This is a genomic window from Pseudomonas sp. Irchel 3A5, from assembly GCF_900187575.1.
GTDB classification, from domain to species: Bacteria; Pseudomonadota; Gammaproteobacteria; order Pseudomonadales; family Pseudomonadaceae; genus Aquipseudomonas; species Aquipseudomonas folii.
In genome coordinates, this window is the sequence record NZ_FYDU01000012.1 from 159626 (window position 1) to 175734 (window position 16109).

The window sequence follows — 16109 nt, forward strand, 5'->3', positions numbered from 1 at the left end:
CGCATGAGCAAGCCGCTTCTGTATCTGCTGGCGGGCAACGGCAGTAGCGCCGAGTGGTGGGACGACGCGCTGCCCCACTTCGAGCACTATCAGGTCATCGCCCTGGAATTGCCAGGTTTCGGCAGCAACCCTCAGCCGCCTTGCGAAGATCTGGCGAGCTACGCCGAGGCACTGTTAACGATGACTGTGAGCGGCAGCGCAATTGTGGCGGTGGGGGTCAATGCCTTGCTGGTGATGCATGCGCTGCAACGTCGCCCGGGGCATTTCTGCAGGAGCGTATTGCTGGCGCCGGTGGGGGCGTTTCTCTGGCAGCGTCGTTTGCCGGCGTTGATGTCGCCACTGCCGATTCGCAAGACCATCCATTGGTTATTGGCCAACAAGCCCGCACTGTTTGCTCGCAAGTTCTCCCGGCAGACCTGGCCCACCAGTCACTATCAGCGTATGGGTGAAGGGTATGCGCGCTGCCGTTCGTTTGTCCCGTATTGGGATCTGTTGCGGGCCGACACCGCGTTGCCTTTGCTGGAGTGGGTGCAAGACCCGATCGAAATGGTCTGGGGCGATCAGGATGGGGTGTTGGGCATTGAGCAGGCCGCGGCATGGTCGGCCATTCTGGCCCGCGCTGATCTGACCATCAGTTTGCAGCCAGGATGGGGACATTATCCGTGGATCGATTCGCCCGCCGCGTTTGTACAATGGCTGGAATCGAAGCAGCGCGGATTTGTCGCCCATACCAAGGGCGGGCGCTTGCGTCTGGCTGCCTGCGCCGGGCAACCGGTACCGCCAGCGTTGTCACTGGTAAAAGGTGACGAGTGCGGTCTGTCTGCATTTCTTGCCAGCCAGCCGGATGCCATCTGGGCGGTTCGCTCCTCCAGCTTTGGCGAGGATCAGGCCGACTCTGCGAACGCGGGTCTGAGTACCACTTTCCTGCGCGAACCTGCGCTCAACGTCTCTGCGCGTGTCGCCGAACTGCATGAAGCCGGCGTCGAAGAAGTGGTTGTTCAGCGGTTCATTACACCGGTGCTTTCCGGGATTGCTTTCGTTCGTCACTTGGCCGTCGAGCTGGAGTGGGTTGAAGGCCACCTTGAGTCTCTGGCTGATGGCCAGGCAAGCCCTGAGCGCGCAGTCATTTCCCGTCTGGGTGATTCCTGGAGCAGTCACGCGTTCAAGTCAGCTCACGGTTTGACCCAAGAAAAACTCTGGGACTTTCTGCAAGGTATATTGCGGGTCTTTCACTATGTGCCGGGCGATGTCGAGTGGGCGTGGGATGGCCGCCAACTGTGGCTGCTGCAGTACCGACCGATCAGTGATTACGGCTGGCGTCGTCACTTGACCGCCGCCAACATCGCCGAGATCCTGCCGCCGCAGCCCAGCCGCCTCGTGGAGCACGCTCAGCGCCGCGCTGCGGGCAGTATTCCGGCAATCATGGCGCGCTGGGATCCTCGGGTATTGCAGGACAACGAACCGTTTACCGCCTTGTTTGGCGCTGCCTCCTATATCAACAATGATCTGTTTCTCGCTCGCCTGGCCGATTGGGGCGTTGCCTCCAGCAGCTACGCCGGTGAAGTCGGTGGCGCAACGCCGCATCTGCCCTGGCGGCCCATGCGACTGCTGCGTTCGCTGCCACTGTTCCTGCGCATGCAACGCATCGCGCGCGGGCATTTGTTGACGCTGGAAAAGCAATTACAGCGTTTTGACCGGGAACTCGGCACCCTTCAGGCCCAAGGTGCTGATGGCAGGCAGTTGGCCGACTGGTTTACCCGCTTTTATGTGTTTGTGGTGCAGGGCAACCTGTGCATTGCCACCGCACTTGCCAGCAGTGGCGGCGACCTCTTGGGGCGCCCGCCGACCGCCTACCATGACCTTGAACATTGTCCTCATCGGTTGCCGTGGGAAACCGATCCGGCGACTGCCCGTCCGGCGCTGACAGACCTGCCGTTGCAGGCATTCCCGGCGTGGTCGAACGCTATAAAACTTGCGCATTGCGCAGGTTTGCCCGGTCTGCGTGGCTATTACCTGCAGGTGCGGGAGTGGTATCGCGATAACCTGATGCGGGTGTTTTTTCGCCTGCATCACGCCATGCCAGAGACTGACCGAGCGTACTGGTTTGCGCCACATGCGGATGTTCGCAACCGCGCTGGCAGTTTTTGGCAGGACGGCAGTGAGGGAACCGAACACGCCACCGGGTTCATGATTTATCCGGGGCAGGTCCAGGGCGTTCTGGGCGAGGATATCTTGCTGGAAGACACTTTGGACCCCGGGCGTCATGCACATTATCAGAACGCCCGGGCGGTGATTGCGCGCATGGGAGGGCGTCTGTCCCATGGTTCGACCTTGTTGCGCGAGCTGCGTAAACCCTCGGCGGTGATGCCCGATGTCGACCCGGCGTGGCTCGGGCGCGAAGTGCGGTATGTCGATGGTGCATTAACACTGGTCGAGTGAACAGGCGCGCCAAGCCTTGGCGGCGTCAACAGGTTGCTGTGCATGGAGCAGGAAATGCCAAACAGAAGTCGTGCCCTGGAACGCTGTTCGACGGCGCAAATAGTGGTGCTGTGTTTTACGTTGTGGCTGCCGCTGAAGGGTCAGGCGTTTGAGACGTTCAGCTGTACCGAAAGCTGGTTTGATACGACCTTTGCCGAGACCTTCGCGAACCCTCGCCCACCTGATCGGGAGCGCGACTGTTCCAAGGAAAAAGATGCCGTGCGAAAAGACAGTTTCCAGATCGTTGATGGCCGCGTGTACTTGGGTGGAGTGTCCCGCGAGCGCGAAAGTCCTTGTAGCGGTACAGGCGTTGGATCAGTAGCGCAGGGGCTCAATCCGGTGTGTTACCTGCCTGCCGGGCTGCAAATCCACCAAACTATCGAACGACGCACATTCTGGTTGCTCAGTACCGATGCCGCACACTTTCGTGTCGCACGCTCCAGTCAGGCTGGATTGACGCCTTATCAGGCGAATCAAGTCGCTGCCTACTCAATGGACAGCACCACGGTATATCTCGGTGCTACCCGGATTAAAGGCGCCGATCCAAAGAGCTTTGAAGTCATTTTTCCTTTCGGTGACTATTCAGCGGTCAATCTCAATGCCAAAGACAAGTTACAGCGCTACTCGTATGCCAGGGACAACCAGCATCTGTTCATTGGTGAATGGTCGCTCCCATACATCGACCTCACCAAGGTTGAATGGCTAAGCGGGCACTGCACCGGGGAAATCATGGAATGCCAGAACACCACCTATGCCAAGCCACTGATAGGTAAAGTCGGAGACGACATCCTGTTTCTTTACAAGAGCGCGCGTCCTACGCTTTTTCGTAACCTCGCCACTGCAGATTTTGAATTGTCGCGGGAAGGTTTCAAGAGCTATGTCATCAGTGGTGGGAAGCGCTACCTGATTGAACACGGGTTCATGGAAGAAGCGAAACTGGTTGCTCAACCGCAAGGTTGACCCTATTAAAAGAGGCGTCTGGACAGTGAAAACAATCAAGTGGGTTGATGATGCCGTGCTCGTTGTCGAAGTCGCTGAGGGCATCTATACCCTTGCCCAGATGCGAAAAAACGGCCTGATGGAGTTTTTTGACACCTTCAGAACGGCCGATGAATGGGCGGGCGTTGATTTAAATGACAGCCCCATTGTGTTCTGCCTGTTTATTGCCGAAAAGTCGGTCAAGAAACTATTCATGCGATTCCTGACCGCAGGTGAAGTGAAGATCAACGAACGCCCGATACTGAAAAAAATGCTGGATTTCAGGTGGGTGTCAGAGGGCACATACACCGCTGACCTCATAGAACTGAGCGACCGTTACTCGAGTGTAGGGGCGACGGTGCTGAAGTCTGATCTATGTCCTGAGAAAGATCTTGAGATCATTGAAAGTCATGACTTCTGCGGCGTTAACGGCGACCCGGTCAAGCTGCAAGAAAGGCTGCGCTTTTTTTACGACACGGGTATCAATTGGGATGACAGCAAGCAATTTATTTTCCCGTCGTTAAAAACCCCGGAGGCGCTGCTCTTGTCCCGCAAGGAAAGGGCTGAGGCTTCGATGTCTGAGCCGGATGTAAAAACGGGACTTCAGTTGCTGGAAGGGGATGAGGAGCTTCTGGTTAAAATTTATCCTGTGGTCTCTGCGCTTTATGTTGAAGTGCTGAAATTACAGGGCGCGGATGCGGCTGAGCGCGCGCTGCCGCTGTTCGAAAAAGCGGTGCTGCACATTAACCAGTTCGAAGATGAGATTGAAACAGTGGGACGCGAGTCCCTGATGGAGGCTTTGTACCAATTGGGGGAGAGAGTCGGTCTGTCCAGAGACACTGAATTTGTCGAGCAGTGGCGGGGCGACTGGTAGCGTGGGGTACCTTACCGTTCGTAAGGCCCCAGCGCCAAAGCTCGTCAGTTATGGTTTGGACGGGTTGCCAGAAAGCTCCATGATCATGCGCGTCAGCAAATAAATGCGGGGCGAGACGCTTTCGACTTCGGCGTACTCTTCGGGGGTGTGAATGTTGCCGCCGACGATGCCGAAGCCGTCCAGCGTGGGTACACCGACACTCGCCGCCAGACTTGCATCGGCTGCTCCGCCGCTGCCTTCGATGGTCAGTTTGCGCCCCAGTTCGCCATAGATACCCTGAGCGATGTTCACGAGCCTGTCGGTTTCCGCGGTCTGCGGCATGGGTGGCAGTCCACGAACCAGGCGCGTCGAGACTTCGGTATCCGGGATCAGTTTATCTGCCGACACTCGCGCAAGGTCTTTCTCGATGCGGTCGAACTCTTCGGGCACCGCTGCACGAACATCGGCCTTGGCAATGGCATGATCGGGAATGACGTTAGTCCGGTCACCGGCATTAATGGTGGTGAAGTTGATGGTGGTCTTCTTCTCGGCATCGCCCAGTTGCCCCAACTGCAGGATCTGGTGGGCCGCTTCCATGGCCGCGTTCCGCCCCAGTTCTGGCGCAACACCTGCGTGCGAGGCTTTGCCTTTGACCTCTACCTCTGCCGTGGCACTGCCTTTGCGCCACACGACCAGGCCATCGGCTGGACGGCCTGGCTCAAGGTTCAACGTCACGTCATGTTGTTTGGCCGTTGTCTTGATCAGCTCGGTCGCGGCAGCCGAACCCGTCTCTTCGCTGGCGTCCAGCAGGAAGGTGATCTGCGCGTAGTCGGTAAAATTGAGGTTTTTCAGAATCTGCAGCGCGTAGATGCCAGCGACAATCCCGCCTTTATCGTCCATCACCCCAGGCCCGTAAGCGCGACCGTCCTTGATATGGAAAGGCCGGGCAGCGGCCGAACCTTCCTTGAACACGGTATCCATGTGCGCCATCAGCAATATTTTTGCTTTACCCGTGCCTTTGAACGTTGCAACCACGTGTTTGCTCTTGTCGGGTGCAGTATTGGGGACGGTTTCAATGGTCGCTCCAAGCTTTTTTAATGCCTCGATAACGATCGTGCTCACTTGCGTCAAACCTGGCTCGTAACCCGACCCGGAATCGATGTTTACCAATTGCTCCAGCAACTTGAGCGCAGGCTCCTTGTATTGCTCGGCTGCCGACTGAACCCGTGCGTCGGGTGTGGCAGCCTGAGCGAGGGAACTCGCTCCCAGCGTGACAGCAAGCGCCAGCGCACAGGAGAGGGCAGAACGCGAAAACATCAACGGCATGAGTGGATCCTTGAACAGGTTGGATTTATTCAAAGTACCCTAACGACTCGCGACGCGTTCTGCACCCAAAAAATGCAGGGTGCCAATGTGAAGAGTATTGATGCGTTAAGTGCGACAGGCATTTATCATAGCGGGTGTCTGCAATGGGGGGCGTCAATGATCACGTATGATTTGGAAAAATATGAATACGTTCATGTGTGGGTGGGCATTAACTTTTCGCCCGAAAGCGAATATCTACAATATTTTGAGCTGGATTATTCCACGGAAGATGGCTTTGACGACCCTGACTATCGGGTCTGCGGTTTCTGCAAGGATGTAGGCGTCAAATGGTATGACGAAGATTTTATAGGCATCATTGCGCGGCGCGACACACCGGTCACGGTTGATGAAATCCTGAAAGACGCTCCCATTGATTCGAGTGACTGGGAAAGGGCCAAAAATGCCTGCGCAGCGTTAGGCATTATTGAAGCCAACGCAGTCTTCTGGTACACCGACGGTGATGGAGTCATCAGCATCTCGCCTGAAAAAACTTATAACGGCTTACGCTATCTTGGTTTGTTCGAAGCTAACTGAGTATGGGCTGCCAAGTTAATTAACAAGCAAAAAAAGCGCCCCGAAGGGCGCTAAAGATTCACCTTGACCAAAGGAGCTTGTCAGCTGCTAAAGGTGAATAGAGTGGAACCGAAGTTAATCCTTAACCTTTTTCAGGTTCGTCAACCGACGTCTTCTTCTCGGTGTTAACGAGGCGCGACGCCTCGTTGAGTTGATCGTTGAAGCGCTGTTCCTGGACAATCTTGATTTTTTCAGCGGCCGGGCTGGCGCGCTCACTTCCGTCGTGGGCCATTGCCGCAGCAGATGATAGGGCGGCGACTGTGAAGGCTATGGATTTGATCAGGTTCATCGTAATTACCATTCTGTTTAAGGGCAGTTACTGCGGAGTCTTGAAGCCACCTGCGTCGTGCTCCTCAGTGTTAGCGTCGAGTATAAATTTCGAAGCTAACAGGACGGTGAGTGAATAATTACAATATTGTTATTAACCGAGTTGGCAGGAATTCAACGTTTTTTTTAAGATTTCCAAATCGTCATTTTTGCGCCACGTCATTGTTAGCGATGGGTTGTTATCTTTCAATCACCCACTAAACGGAGACAGAGAAAATGAAAATCGCTAAATCGTTGATGCTTGCACTTGCCGTACTTGTACCTGCTACTTCTTTCGCTTCCAGCGATCATGATCCGGTAGCCAGCAAGATTATCAAGGAGCACCAGGCGTTTGTCGCGGATTATGCCGCCGAGAAAAACCAGACGCCACCCGGCATCGTGAAGTATGAGTACGGTATGAAACTGGATGTCGAGAAAGTTGTGCGTATGTCTTCAGCTTCCAAAACGTGCGGCGTTAACCCGCAGCTGATGACTTATGAAGACTCCAAAGGCGCGTTGAATACCGTCAAGTATCAAGCGTTGAATGATTGCCGAAATAAAAACTGATCAGGAACTGCTTGTTCCACTTCTCTATTAAAGTGCGGCTGGATTGATCAAGAAGATTAAACGCTTCATGGATTGTCCAGCCGCGCTGCCAGTCCTTCGATAAACACTGTTTCGGCACGGCTCATGCGCTGTTCGCGGTTCCACAGCAAGTGAATATCGACATCCGCAACACCCTCCAGAGGCGGCACTCGCCACAGCAGACCCTGCTCCACATCATCAACCACGACATGCTCCGGCAGGCATCCCAAACCAATCCCCGCAATGACCAGACGCCTGATTTCTTCGAGGCTTGAAGATGACGCCACAATCCGCCCGCTAAATCCCTGCTGGTCACGAAAGATGGTCAAGGGTGAGAGCATCCCACCGATTTGATCACTGGTGAAACTGACGAAGTTTTCTGACTGCAGATCGCTCTGGTTGAGGTCGGTGCGACCATACAGCGGATGATTTCGGCCGCAGAAAAATACATAACGCTGGCGTTGAAACAGCCGTTGTTCCAGCCGTGGCTGTGGTCGGCGATTAAGGCTCAGCCCCAGGGTGGCGGTTTTTTCCAGCAGGGCACTGACGATATCGGAGCTGCGCATCACGTCGACTTCCAGATCAACCCGTGGATGCTGACGGTGGAACTCCGTCAGGAAATTATCAAAGTTGTTCGACACAATCCGGCTGATCATCAACAGGCGCACTTTGCCGATCACTTCGTCCCCTGGCATCTGCAAGGTGTTGCTCACTTGCGAGACCTGGCCATACATCTCACCCGCCAGGGCGAAAATTTTCACTCCGGCTTCGGTGAGGTCAAAACGTGGCCCGCGACGGGCAATGAGCTGACAACCCAGTTGTTCTTCCAGACGTTTGAGTGCCTGACTGACCGCCGGTTGGGTCAAGTGCATTCTGGCCGCGGCGCGACTGATACTGAGCTCCTGGCCGATGACCCGGAAGGTACGCAGCAGATTCCAGTCAAGGCGGTCATTGAGCAACGGAGAAATATCGCGGGAAGAGTCGGTCACGTCCACCTCACTATAATTGCGGCTTATAGTTCGAATAATAAATAGAAATTTGACTGATTATGCCTCGTGGGCAAAAAATCAGTCCAGAGTTGCCAACAGAGCGACCCGGCAACACCTTTTCCTCCTGCCAAAAAAAACTAACCAATGGAGTTGATTCATGAAGCCCACTGCTTCTGCGCAGCCACGCCGGGCTGCTGCTGCCGCGTTCATCGGTACGATGATCGAGTGGTACGACTTTTATATCTATGCCACCGCCGCCGCGCTGGTATTCGGTCAGCTCTTTTTCCCCTCTGAAGATAAATTGTTCAGCACCATGGCGGCCTTCGGTACCTTTGCCGTGGGCTTTTTCGCCCGGCCCCTGGGCGGCATCGTGTTTGGTCACATCGGCGACCGGATCGGCCGCAAGAAGTCGCTGGTCATCACATTGGTGATGATGGGCGTGGTCACGGTCTGTATCGGCTTGCTGCCGACTTATGCGCAAATCGGCGCAGCGGCCCCGGTGTTGCTCATCCTGCTGCGTGTGGTGCAAGGCATTGCCGTCGGAGGCGAGTGGGGCGGCGCAGTGTTGATGGCGGGTGAACATGCGCCCAAAGGCCGACGTAATTTCTTTGCCTCCTTTGCGCAGTTGGGCAGCCCGGCGGGTTTGATCCTTTCGCTGCTGGCGTTCAGCGCAGTAACGCGTCTCCCAGAGGAAGACCTGATGAGCTGGGGCTGGCGCCTGCCGTTTCTGGCCAGCGCAGCCTTGCTGGTCGTAGGCTTGGCGATTCGCCTGGGCGTCAATGAATCACCTGAATTTCTCAATGACAAAGAGCAGGCACGACTGGATGTCGCAAAGTCCGGGCGTAAGGCGCAGGCTCCGGTATTCGAGGTGCTCAAGACTTCATGGCGGCCTTTGCTGTTGTGCATCGGCGCAAACACCTTGGGCATCGCCGGTGTGTATTTCACTAACACCTTCATGATTGCGTACACCACTCAGCAACTGGGCCTGCCACGGTCGCTGATTCTGGAGTGCTTGTTTGTGGTGGCGATCATCCAGTTCTGCATTCAGCCCATCGCCGCATGGGTTGCGGAGAAAATCGGTGCCACGCGCTTCCTGTGCGGCGTGACGATACTGGCGATGGCCTCACCGTATCCGATGTTCATTCTGGTCAGCAGCGGTCAGGCACCGTTGATCATTCTCGGAATCGCCCTGGCGGTGGTCTGTATGGCGTCGTTTTATGCGGTGATCGCCGGTTACGTCAGTGGCATGTTTGAAACCCGGGTTCGCTACACAGCGATCTCCCTGGCGTATCAGGTGTGCGGCGCCCTGGCAGGCGGTCTTACTCCGTTGATCGGCACCTGGCTGGCGCATTCCTATCCCGGCCAATGGTGGCCGATGGCACTGTTCTACAGCCTGATTGCGGGCACCTCGCTGATCTGTGTATTGGCACTCGCCAAGCGACATGCCACAGCATTCGAACTGGAAACTGCTCGCGAAGCCTGATTGCCGCGACCTACTGAATGAGGAACATCCCATGCTCAGTTTTTTTCATCCTGAACAGCTTCTGCATTTCCCGAAGAGCTATTACTCCCGTGGGCAAATGCGCACGCCACAGGAAGTCCCACAACGAGCCCGGAATTTGCTGCAAGCGGTTCAGGGCCTGGCGTTCGATATTCGGCAACCGGCTGATTTCGGCCTCGATCCTTTGCTGGCGGTCCACAGCGATGCTTATCTGACGTTCTTGAAAAGCGCGCATACAGAGTGGAAGAAGATGCCCGAGGACTGGGGCGATGAAGTGATGTCGAATATCTTCGTTCGCGAGCCCAATGCTCTGCGCGGCATTCTCGCTCAGGCTGCCCGTTATCTGGCAGATGGCAGTTGCCCGGTGGGCGAAAGCACCTGGCGTTCCGCTTACTGGTCTGCTCAAAGTGCGGTTGCGGCGGCCAAAGCCGTGCTCGACGGGGAACCAGCGGCGTATGCGCTGTGCCGTCCACCCGGACACCACGCCCGCAAAGAAGCTGCCGGTGGTTTTTGCTACCTCAACAGCGCGGCAGTGGCTGCTCAGGTTTTACGCGATGGCTTCGAGCGGGTCGCCGTGCTGGACACTGACATGCACCACGGTCAGGGGATTCAGGAAATATTTTACGATCGCGATGATGTGTTGTATGTCTCCATTCATGGCGATCCGGAGAACTTTTACCCTGGCGTTGCCGGGTTCGAAGACGAGCAGGGCGCAGGCGCTGGAGTGGGTTGCAACGTGAACTTCCCGATGCCCCATGGTTCGCCTGAGTCGGTGTTCATGGACAAACTTGAGCAGGCGCTGGACGCCGTCAAATCTTTTGACGCGCAGGTGCTGGTGTTGTCCCTGGGCTTCGATATTTACGAGCATGACCCACAGAGTCAGGTGGCCGTGACCCGTGAAGGATTCGCGAAACTCGGTGAGCGGATTCGCAGCCTGGGCTTGCCATGCGTGATCGTGCAGGAAGGCGGTTACCACCTGGAAACACTGGTCAGAAATGCCCATGCGTTTTTTGATGGGGCACAGGTCTGGAAGGATGCAGTGCGCAAGGCCTGAGAGTCCGGTTTATACGGTTTCTGTAGGAGCTGCCGAAGGCTGCGAAAGCGGTGTGTCAGTAAAATTGCTTCGCAGCCTTCGGCAGCTCCTACAGACTGCGCAGGGCAATGGACATTTCACCGCTTCTGCAACCACCCCAGAAAACTGCCTTTCTTGATGGCTGCCGGTTTCTCGGTCAGCAATGACTGGCTGCTGTGTTGGCGCACGGCCTGAAGTTTTTTCAGGGCGTTCTTGATCTGGCCTTCACGTTCCATGGTTTCCCGGGCCATGCTCTTGTCGATGCTGTACACCACGCATGAGGTAAGAGCCGTGAAGCGTGCTTCGGACGGCGTATCGTCAAGGACGCTCTGTTCGCCCATCACTTCGCTTGGGCCCATGCGCCCGGCTTCGATGAAGGCCTTGCCGTCGGACACTTCGGCCGACACAACGCCGGTGGCGATCACCAGCAGGCTGTCGGTCACTTCATTGGCTTCGATGATCACCTGGCCTGCGGCGTACTCCCTGGCGGACATGCTCTGCGCCAGGTGGTTTTTCTCTTCGATGTTCAGTGCGCGGAATACCTTCACTTCGTCCAGCAGGGTCCGGGCGCGGGATACCGGTTCTGCCACCACGTCGGACTGCCAGGCAATGCCTGCTGCTTCAAGGTGACGGTAAGCGAGGTCGAACAGCAGGTTGCGGACTTCGCTCTTCTTGTCCAGATCCTTGATGAAACCGGTGACGGTATATTCGATGGTGGTAGGGCTGGCTTCCTTGACCACCGCACGGGCCTTGGGGAATGGCAGCAGGGCGCTGCTGCCTTGTAGCGCGCGGTCCAGTGCATCCAATACGCGGCGCGGGCGAATGTGGGGCGAGACCATGATGTTGATCGATACCCCGAACATGTCCTTGGGCCGACTCAGATTGACGATTTTGGCTTTGGCGGCCACCGAGTTCGGGATGACCGCCGTGCTGCCGGTGCCGGTCAGCAAGTGAGTAGCACGCCAGTCGATATCGACGACTTTGCCTTCTACGCCGTCAATGCTGATTGAGTCGTCGACCTGATAGGGCTTGGTGGTGTTGAGGATGATCCCTGAGAACACGTCGGCCAACGTGCTCTGCAACGCCAGACCGACCACGATGGCCATTGCTCCGGAAGTCGCCAGCAAGCCTTTGACGGGAAGCTGCATCACATAACCGGCGGCAGCCACGATAGCGATCAGAAAGATCACGGCACCGATCACTTCCTGCAGCAAGCGACCGCTGTGACCGATGCGGCGCATCAGCAGCGTGCCAATGATTTCAGTCAGGGTCCTCGCCGCCAGAATCCACCAGACGATTTCCAGTGCGGTGGCCGCCAGATGCCGGGCGCTGTCTTCTTCCCAGGGGGCGCTGTCCAGTGGGCTGAGGCCCGCGCTGATGATCACCACGCTATAAACCAGAAACAACGCCAGCCGAGCCGCAACTTTCTGCAATCGATAGGGGTACGGCACCAGGTTCCAACTGACCAGATCCAGCAGGACCAGCAACAGGCTGCAGATCAGCGGATAGCTTTGAATAAATGCGGGCATGATCTGATCCTGTAGGAAGTCGGTGCAGCGATGGGAATACAGTCAGCGCAGATTAAGCGCATGCATTGGGCGGATAAAGCTGGTAGAAAGCGTTGGACTGTCAACCGGTGAGCGACAATGAACCCTTTCGAAGATATGCGCATATTTACCCAAGTGATGGAATCCGGGAGTTTCACTGTTGCCGCCGAACAGTTAGGGCTTTCCAAGCAATTCATCAGCCGGCGCCTCATTCAACTCGAAGAGCGTCTCGGCGTGCGCTTGCTCAACCGTTCAACCCGCCGGCTGGACGTCACACCGTTGGGCCAGGCCTATTACGAATCGGCGTTGCGGTTGGTGGCGGATCTTGAACAGGCCGAGCAGAGCATAGCCGGGCAGAACACTCAACCGCGGGGCACCATTCGTATTACTGCGCCGTTGTCGTTCGCCGTCGAACATCTGGGGCCGTTGTTGCCGGTTTTCCTGCAACGCTTTCCCGAGGTGTCAGTAGAAGTGGACCTGAGTGATCGCGCCGTGGATTTGCTGGGGGAGGGGTACGACCTGGCGCTGCGCATCGGTGTACTGGAAGACTCGACGCTGATTGCCCGTCACATTGCCAATATCGAGCGGGTGTTCTGTTGCAGTCCAGACTACCTTGAACGACACGGCGCCCCTGCCGAGCCGGAAGAGCTCAAGCATCATGATTGTTTGCCTTATGGCCATAGCCGTCAGGTGCAGTGGCGCTTTGAGCGAAATGGCAAGCCCTTGGCGGTCAGCCTGTGCGGACGCATGCGCTCCAATAATGGCGAGCTGTTGCGCGATGCTGCCATTGGCGGGTTGGGGATCACCTATCTGCCGCTGTTCATTGTCGGCGCGGCGCTGGAAGACGGGCGTCTGGTCCGCGTGTTGAACGAGTTCCGCACGCCATCACTGGCGTTGTCGGCGGTCTACCCGCAACATCGTCAGGGCTCGCGTCCGGTGCAAGCGTTAATTGAGTTCCTGAAAGAACATCTGGTTCAGTGCCCGGCACTGGTATCGCCTGACTGAACGAATCAAGCCCGGCATGAGTTCAGCGCTGCCGCGATCAACTCACGACCAGCAACTGCCCCGTCGCCATATCGTCAGGTCGTCGCGCTGTCGCGCAACAACACAGGATCTGTAGGAGCTGCCGAAGGCTGCGATGGCGGTATGTCAGGAGAAATGCTTCGCAGCCTTCGGCAGCTCCTACAGAAAATGTATTTCAAGCCAGTATTTTGCCGTTGTTTGATGAGAGCGCACGAGCACCGCCAGGCCGCGATAGCGGTTTATCAGAAAGGCCGCCATCGCTGCCTCACGGTGCTCGTGAGCTCCTTCAGAGAAAAGATTTATTCAGTAGCGATATATCGTCCGACAAGAGCCCGGTCGCGGATGTCTGGTTTTGCCGATAGAGTAGGTTGAACCTGTTACCCGCCCCGAGCTGAAGGAATCAACTTGAGCGCCCCCGCAATCGCCCATTTGCATACCGAAAAATTCTCCGCCACGCGGGTGGTGGATGCACGCCCGGATCCTGAGAAGATCATTGATATTCCCTGCCTCGATGCCTTTTCGATCATCGTCCAGCTCGAGGATTTTGCCGAGCATCGGTTATGGCGCGGCCGACGTTTGAGTTATGCCGGTGGTTATCGTCAAGGCAGTGTTTCCTTGCCATTCATGGGGGATGAGTTGCGCTGCCAGCATCGCGCCTCTTATGACAATCTGCGCTTCAACATTCCGCGACAGACCTTCGACGAATACCAGCGTGAAAATGGCGGGCGGATCATCAGTGGATTCCGCTACGAACAGGGTGCTCAGGATCCGGTGCTGTACCACCTGGCGCAGGCGATGCTGCCCGCGCTACGCAATCCGGCAGCCGCCAATCAGTTGTTCATTGATCACATCCTGTTGGCGATGTGCGCGCATTCGGTCACTCAATACGGGCGCGTTGCCTCTATGACCGGAAAATTCACTACCACGCTGACGCCGATGCAGGAGCGTCTGGCCAAGGAAATGATCGCCAGCAATCTGGGCAACGATCTTTCTGTGGAGCGGATTGCTCGGGAGTGTTCGCTGAGTCGCAGTCACTTCTCTCGCGCGTTCAAACAGGCCACGGGCGTTGCGCCGCACACCTGGTTGCTGCAGATGCGCGTCGAGAAGGCCAAGGAGTTGTTGATAGCCCAGCCTGGACGGTCGCTGGTCGAGATTGCCCAGGCGTGCGGGTTTTCAGACCAGCCGCACCTGACCCGGGTTTTCACGCGGCTGGTGGGAGTGACGCCCAGTACATGGCGTGCGGCTCAGCGTGGGGCGCTGATTGTTCTGGGTTGAAGAGCTTGTCTGAGCTGCTCACTCGATAGCCATGATGAAGAGGAGGCTGTCGTCCAGCAGCCCACAGCTATCAGGTTCGACGCCAGTCCTGTGGGAGCGGTGCTTGCCCGCGATAAAGCTGGACGCAATTCACTTTAAATCGGGTCCAGCCTTATCGCGGGCAAGCACCGCTCCCACAGGTTGGCGCTCCACTTCATCCGGGAAGGAGGTATTTCAGGCTGCGCAAAGGCGCCGAATCCAATGGCCTCTTCGCGAATGAATTCGCTCCCACCGGGATCAACGCTTGCAGGCCAGCATAGAATCTCCCACACAGGGGATAGCCTTCCAATTCGTACTCAGGCGTCTTTCACGCCGTCCGCCGCGCCACCAACCTCGCAAGCCACAGGCACAACCCGAAGGCAATCAATGCCATTGCGGTCAGCACATGGATCATCGCTTCGCTGCCCAGCTGCGAGATCACATAACCGCAGGCGATGGGCGCTATGGCCTGGGCCAGTAATGCCGGGCGTGCCATTTTGCCGGACACCACCGCGTAATCGCTTTGATGCACCACCACCAACGGCAAAGTGCTTTTCACAATGGCGCGCAAGCCGTTGCCTGCGCCGTAACACACCAGACCCCACGCCACGAGGCTCGGTGCGAAGTCCACCAGCAGCAATCCCAAAGCCGTAAAACCGCTGGACAACAGCGCTGTGAACATCGGCGCCTTGCGTTTGAACATCAGGTCGATGACCCGGCATAGCACCTGAGCCGGGCCGATCATCGCTGCCAGTGCAATGGCTGATGCGAGGCTGTGCCCGCGGGCTTGCAGGATGGTGAGGATCACAATGGAGAGACAGGTCATCAACGCTGCGGCAATGGCGAAGAGCGCCGTCATGGACCAGTAAATAGAGGAGGCGAGCGGCGTGCCGCTGCCTTGGCTGGCATGTCCGGATGCTGCAACCGGCACATGGGCGTCCAGCGCATAACGGTATAGCGGATAGAGCACAAACAAAACAACGGTGCCGAACACCCCACAGGTCATTCGCCAGCCCATGAGGTGATCCATCACCGCCAGCAACGGCCAGATGACGGTGGTGCAAAACCCTGAAATCAACGTGATGCCGACAATGATCGGCCGTGCTTCCAGCCCATAGGTGGAGCCCAGTGACGTGAACAGCGCATCGTAAAGTCCGCTGGCCATGGCGACGCCGATGATGACCCAGGCCAGCAGAAAGACGGGTAATGAGGGTGCCAGCGCCATCATCCACAGGCCCGCTGCGAGGATCAGACCATGGGCGGCCAGCACTCTGCGCCCGCCGATGCGGGCAATCAATCGTCCGCACAAGGGCGATAACAGGCTGGCCACCAGCAAACCGATGGATGCGCCGCCCAGAACCCATTGATGAGGCCAGCCCGTGTCGGCAGCGATAGGATCGGCCAGCACGCCGAGCAGATAGAACGATCCGCCCCAGGACAATATTTGCAGCAGCCCTTGCAGGGCTATTTTTCCCTTGCCGGGGCGGCGGGGCAGTGCAGCGGTATTCAATCGAAGTCCTTAGCGTCAAGCGGTGAGTACGCCAAC

14 protein-coding genes are annotated in these 16109 nt (G+C 57.0%); 9 read left to right on the forward strand and 5 right to left on the reverse strand.

Annotated features, from left to right (window positions below):
- Positions 1–3 precede the first annotated feature (3 nt).
- Genes CKW31_RS20175 through CKW31_RS29885 form a run of 3 tightly spaced genes read left to right on the forward strand, consistent with a single transcriptional unit; the run spans position 4 to position 4330 of the window.
- Entirely contained in the window at positions 4–2439 is a 2436-nt protein-coding gene (locus tag CKW31_RS20175; RefSeq protein WP_095099054.1) for an alpha/beta fold hydrolase, read from the forward strand.
- Between the two features lie 42 nt (positions 2440–2481).
- The gene (locus tag CKW31_RS20180) at positions 2482–3438 is read left to right on the forward strand and encodes a DKNYY domain-containing protein (RefSeq protein WP_095099057.1); all 957 of its coding nucleotides are present in this window, start codon (positions 2482–2484) and stop codon (positions 3436–3438) included.
- Between the two features lie 25 nt (positions 3439–3463).
- Complete coding sequence (locus tag CKW31_RS29885) at positions 3464–4330, forward strand: hypothetical protein (protein ID WP_176469928.1); 867 nt, start codon at positions 3464–3466, stop codon at positions 4328–4330.
- 48 nt (positions 4331–4378) lie between these two features.
- Here CKW31_RS29885 and CKW31_RS20190 read toward each other — a convergent pair whose 3' ends face one another.
- The gene (locus CKW31_RS20190) at positions 4379–5635 is read right to left on the reverse strand and encodes a M20/M25/M40 family metallo-hydrolase (protein WP_176469929.1); all 1257 of its coding nucleotides are present in this window, start codon (positions 5633–5635) and stop codon (positions 4379–4381) included.
- 87 nt (positions 5636–5722) lie between these two features.
- On the opposite strand from CKW31_RS20190, the gene CKW31_RS20195 reads away from it, so the two are divergent.
- Positions 5723–6208 carry an immunity 22 family protein gene (locus CKW31_RS20195; protein ID WP_256582678.1) on the forward strand — a complete coding sequence of 162 codons (486 nt, stop codon included), beginning with the start codon at positions 5723–5725 and terminating at the stop codon, positions 6206–6208.
- Positions 6209–6329: 121 nt separating this feature from the next.
- On the opposite strand, the gene CKW31_RS20200 is transcribed toward CKW31_RS20195, so the two are convergent.
- A complete protein-coding gene (locus CKW31_RS20200; protein ID WP_095099063.1) occupies positions 6330–6536 on the reverse strand; it encodes a hypothetical protein in 207 nt (68 codons plus the stop codon).
- A 254-nt stretch (positions 6537–6790) separates the two neighbouring features.
- On the opposite strand from CKW31_RS20200, the gene CKW31_RS20205 reads away from it, so the two are divergent.
- On the forward strand, positions 6791–7120 hold the full coding sequence (locus tag CKW31_RS20205; protein ID WP_095099066.1) for a DUF2790 domain-containing protein: 330 nt from the start codon (positions 6791–6793) through the stop codon (positions 7118–7120).
- Positions 7121–7185: 65 nt separating this feature from the next.
- On the opposite strand, the gene CKW31_RS20210 is transcribed toward CKW31_RS20205, so the two are convergent.
- Positions 7186–8127, reverse strand: a complete 942-nt coding sequence (locus tag CKW31_RS20210; RefSeq protein WP_095099069.1) for a LysR family transcriptional regulator — start codon at positions 8125–8127, stop codon at positions 7186–7188.
- 157 nt (positions 8128–8284) lie between these two features.
- On the opposite strand from CKW31_RS20210, the gene CKW31_RS20215 reads away from it, so the two are divergent.
- Positions 8285–9610 carry an MFS transporter gene (locus CKW31_RS20215; RefSeq protein ID WP_095099072.1) on the forward strand — a complete coding sequence of 442 codons (1326 nt, stop codon included), beginning with the start codon at positions 8285–8287 and terminating at the stop codon, positions 9608–9610.
- A 31-nt stretch (positions 9611–9641) separates the two neighbouring features.
- The gene (locus tag CKW31_RS20220) at positions 9642–10682 is read left to right on the forward strand and encodes a histone deacetylase family protein (protein WP_095099075.1); all 1041 of its coding nucleotides are present in this window, start codon (positions 9642–9644) and stop codon (positions 10680–10682) included.
- Positions 10683–10798: 116 nt separating this feature from the next.
- Here CKW31_RS20220 and CKW31_RS20225 read toward each other — a convergent pair whose 3' ends face one another.
- Entirely contained in the window at positions 10799–12229 is a 1431-nt protein-coding gene (locus CKW31_RS20225) for a mechanosensitive ion channel family protein (RefSeq protein WP_095099078.1), read from the reverse strand.
- Between the two features lie 117 nt (positions 12230–12346).
- Here CKW31_RS20225 and CKW31_RS20230 point away from each other — a divergent pair, with 117 nt between their 5' ends.
- Both CKW31_RS20230 and CKW31_RS30130 read left to right on the forward strand, forming a co-directional pair.
- Positions 12347–13252, forward strand: coding sequence for a LysR family transcriptional regulator (locus CKW31_RS20230; protein ID WP_095099081.1), 906 nt, complete (start codon positions 12347–12349; stop codon positions 13250–13252).
- Between the two features lie 423 nt (positions 13253–13675).
- Complete coding sequence (locus tag CKW31_RS30130) at positions 13676–14545, forward strand: AraC family transcriptional regulator (RefSeq protein ID WP_095099084.1); 870 nt, start codon at positions 13676–13678, stop codon at positions 14543–14545.
- Positions 14546–14891: 346 nt separating this feature from the next.
- On the opposite strand, the gene CKW31_RS20240 is transcribed toward CKW31_RS30130, so the two are convergent.
- On the reverse strand, positions 14892–16073 hold the full coding sequence (locus CKW31_RS20240; RefSeq protein ID WP_256582680.1) for an MFS transporter: 1182 nt from the start codon (positions 16071–16073) through the stop codon (positions 14892–14894).
- Positions 16074–16109: the final 36 nt, after the last annotated feature.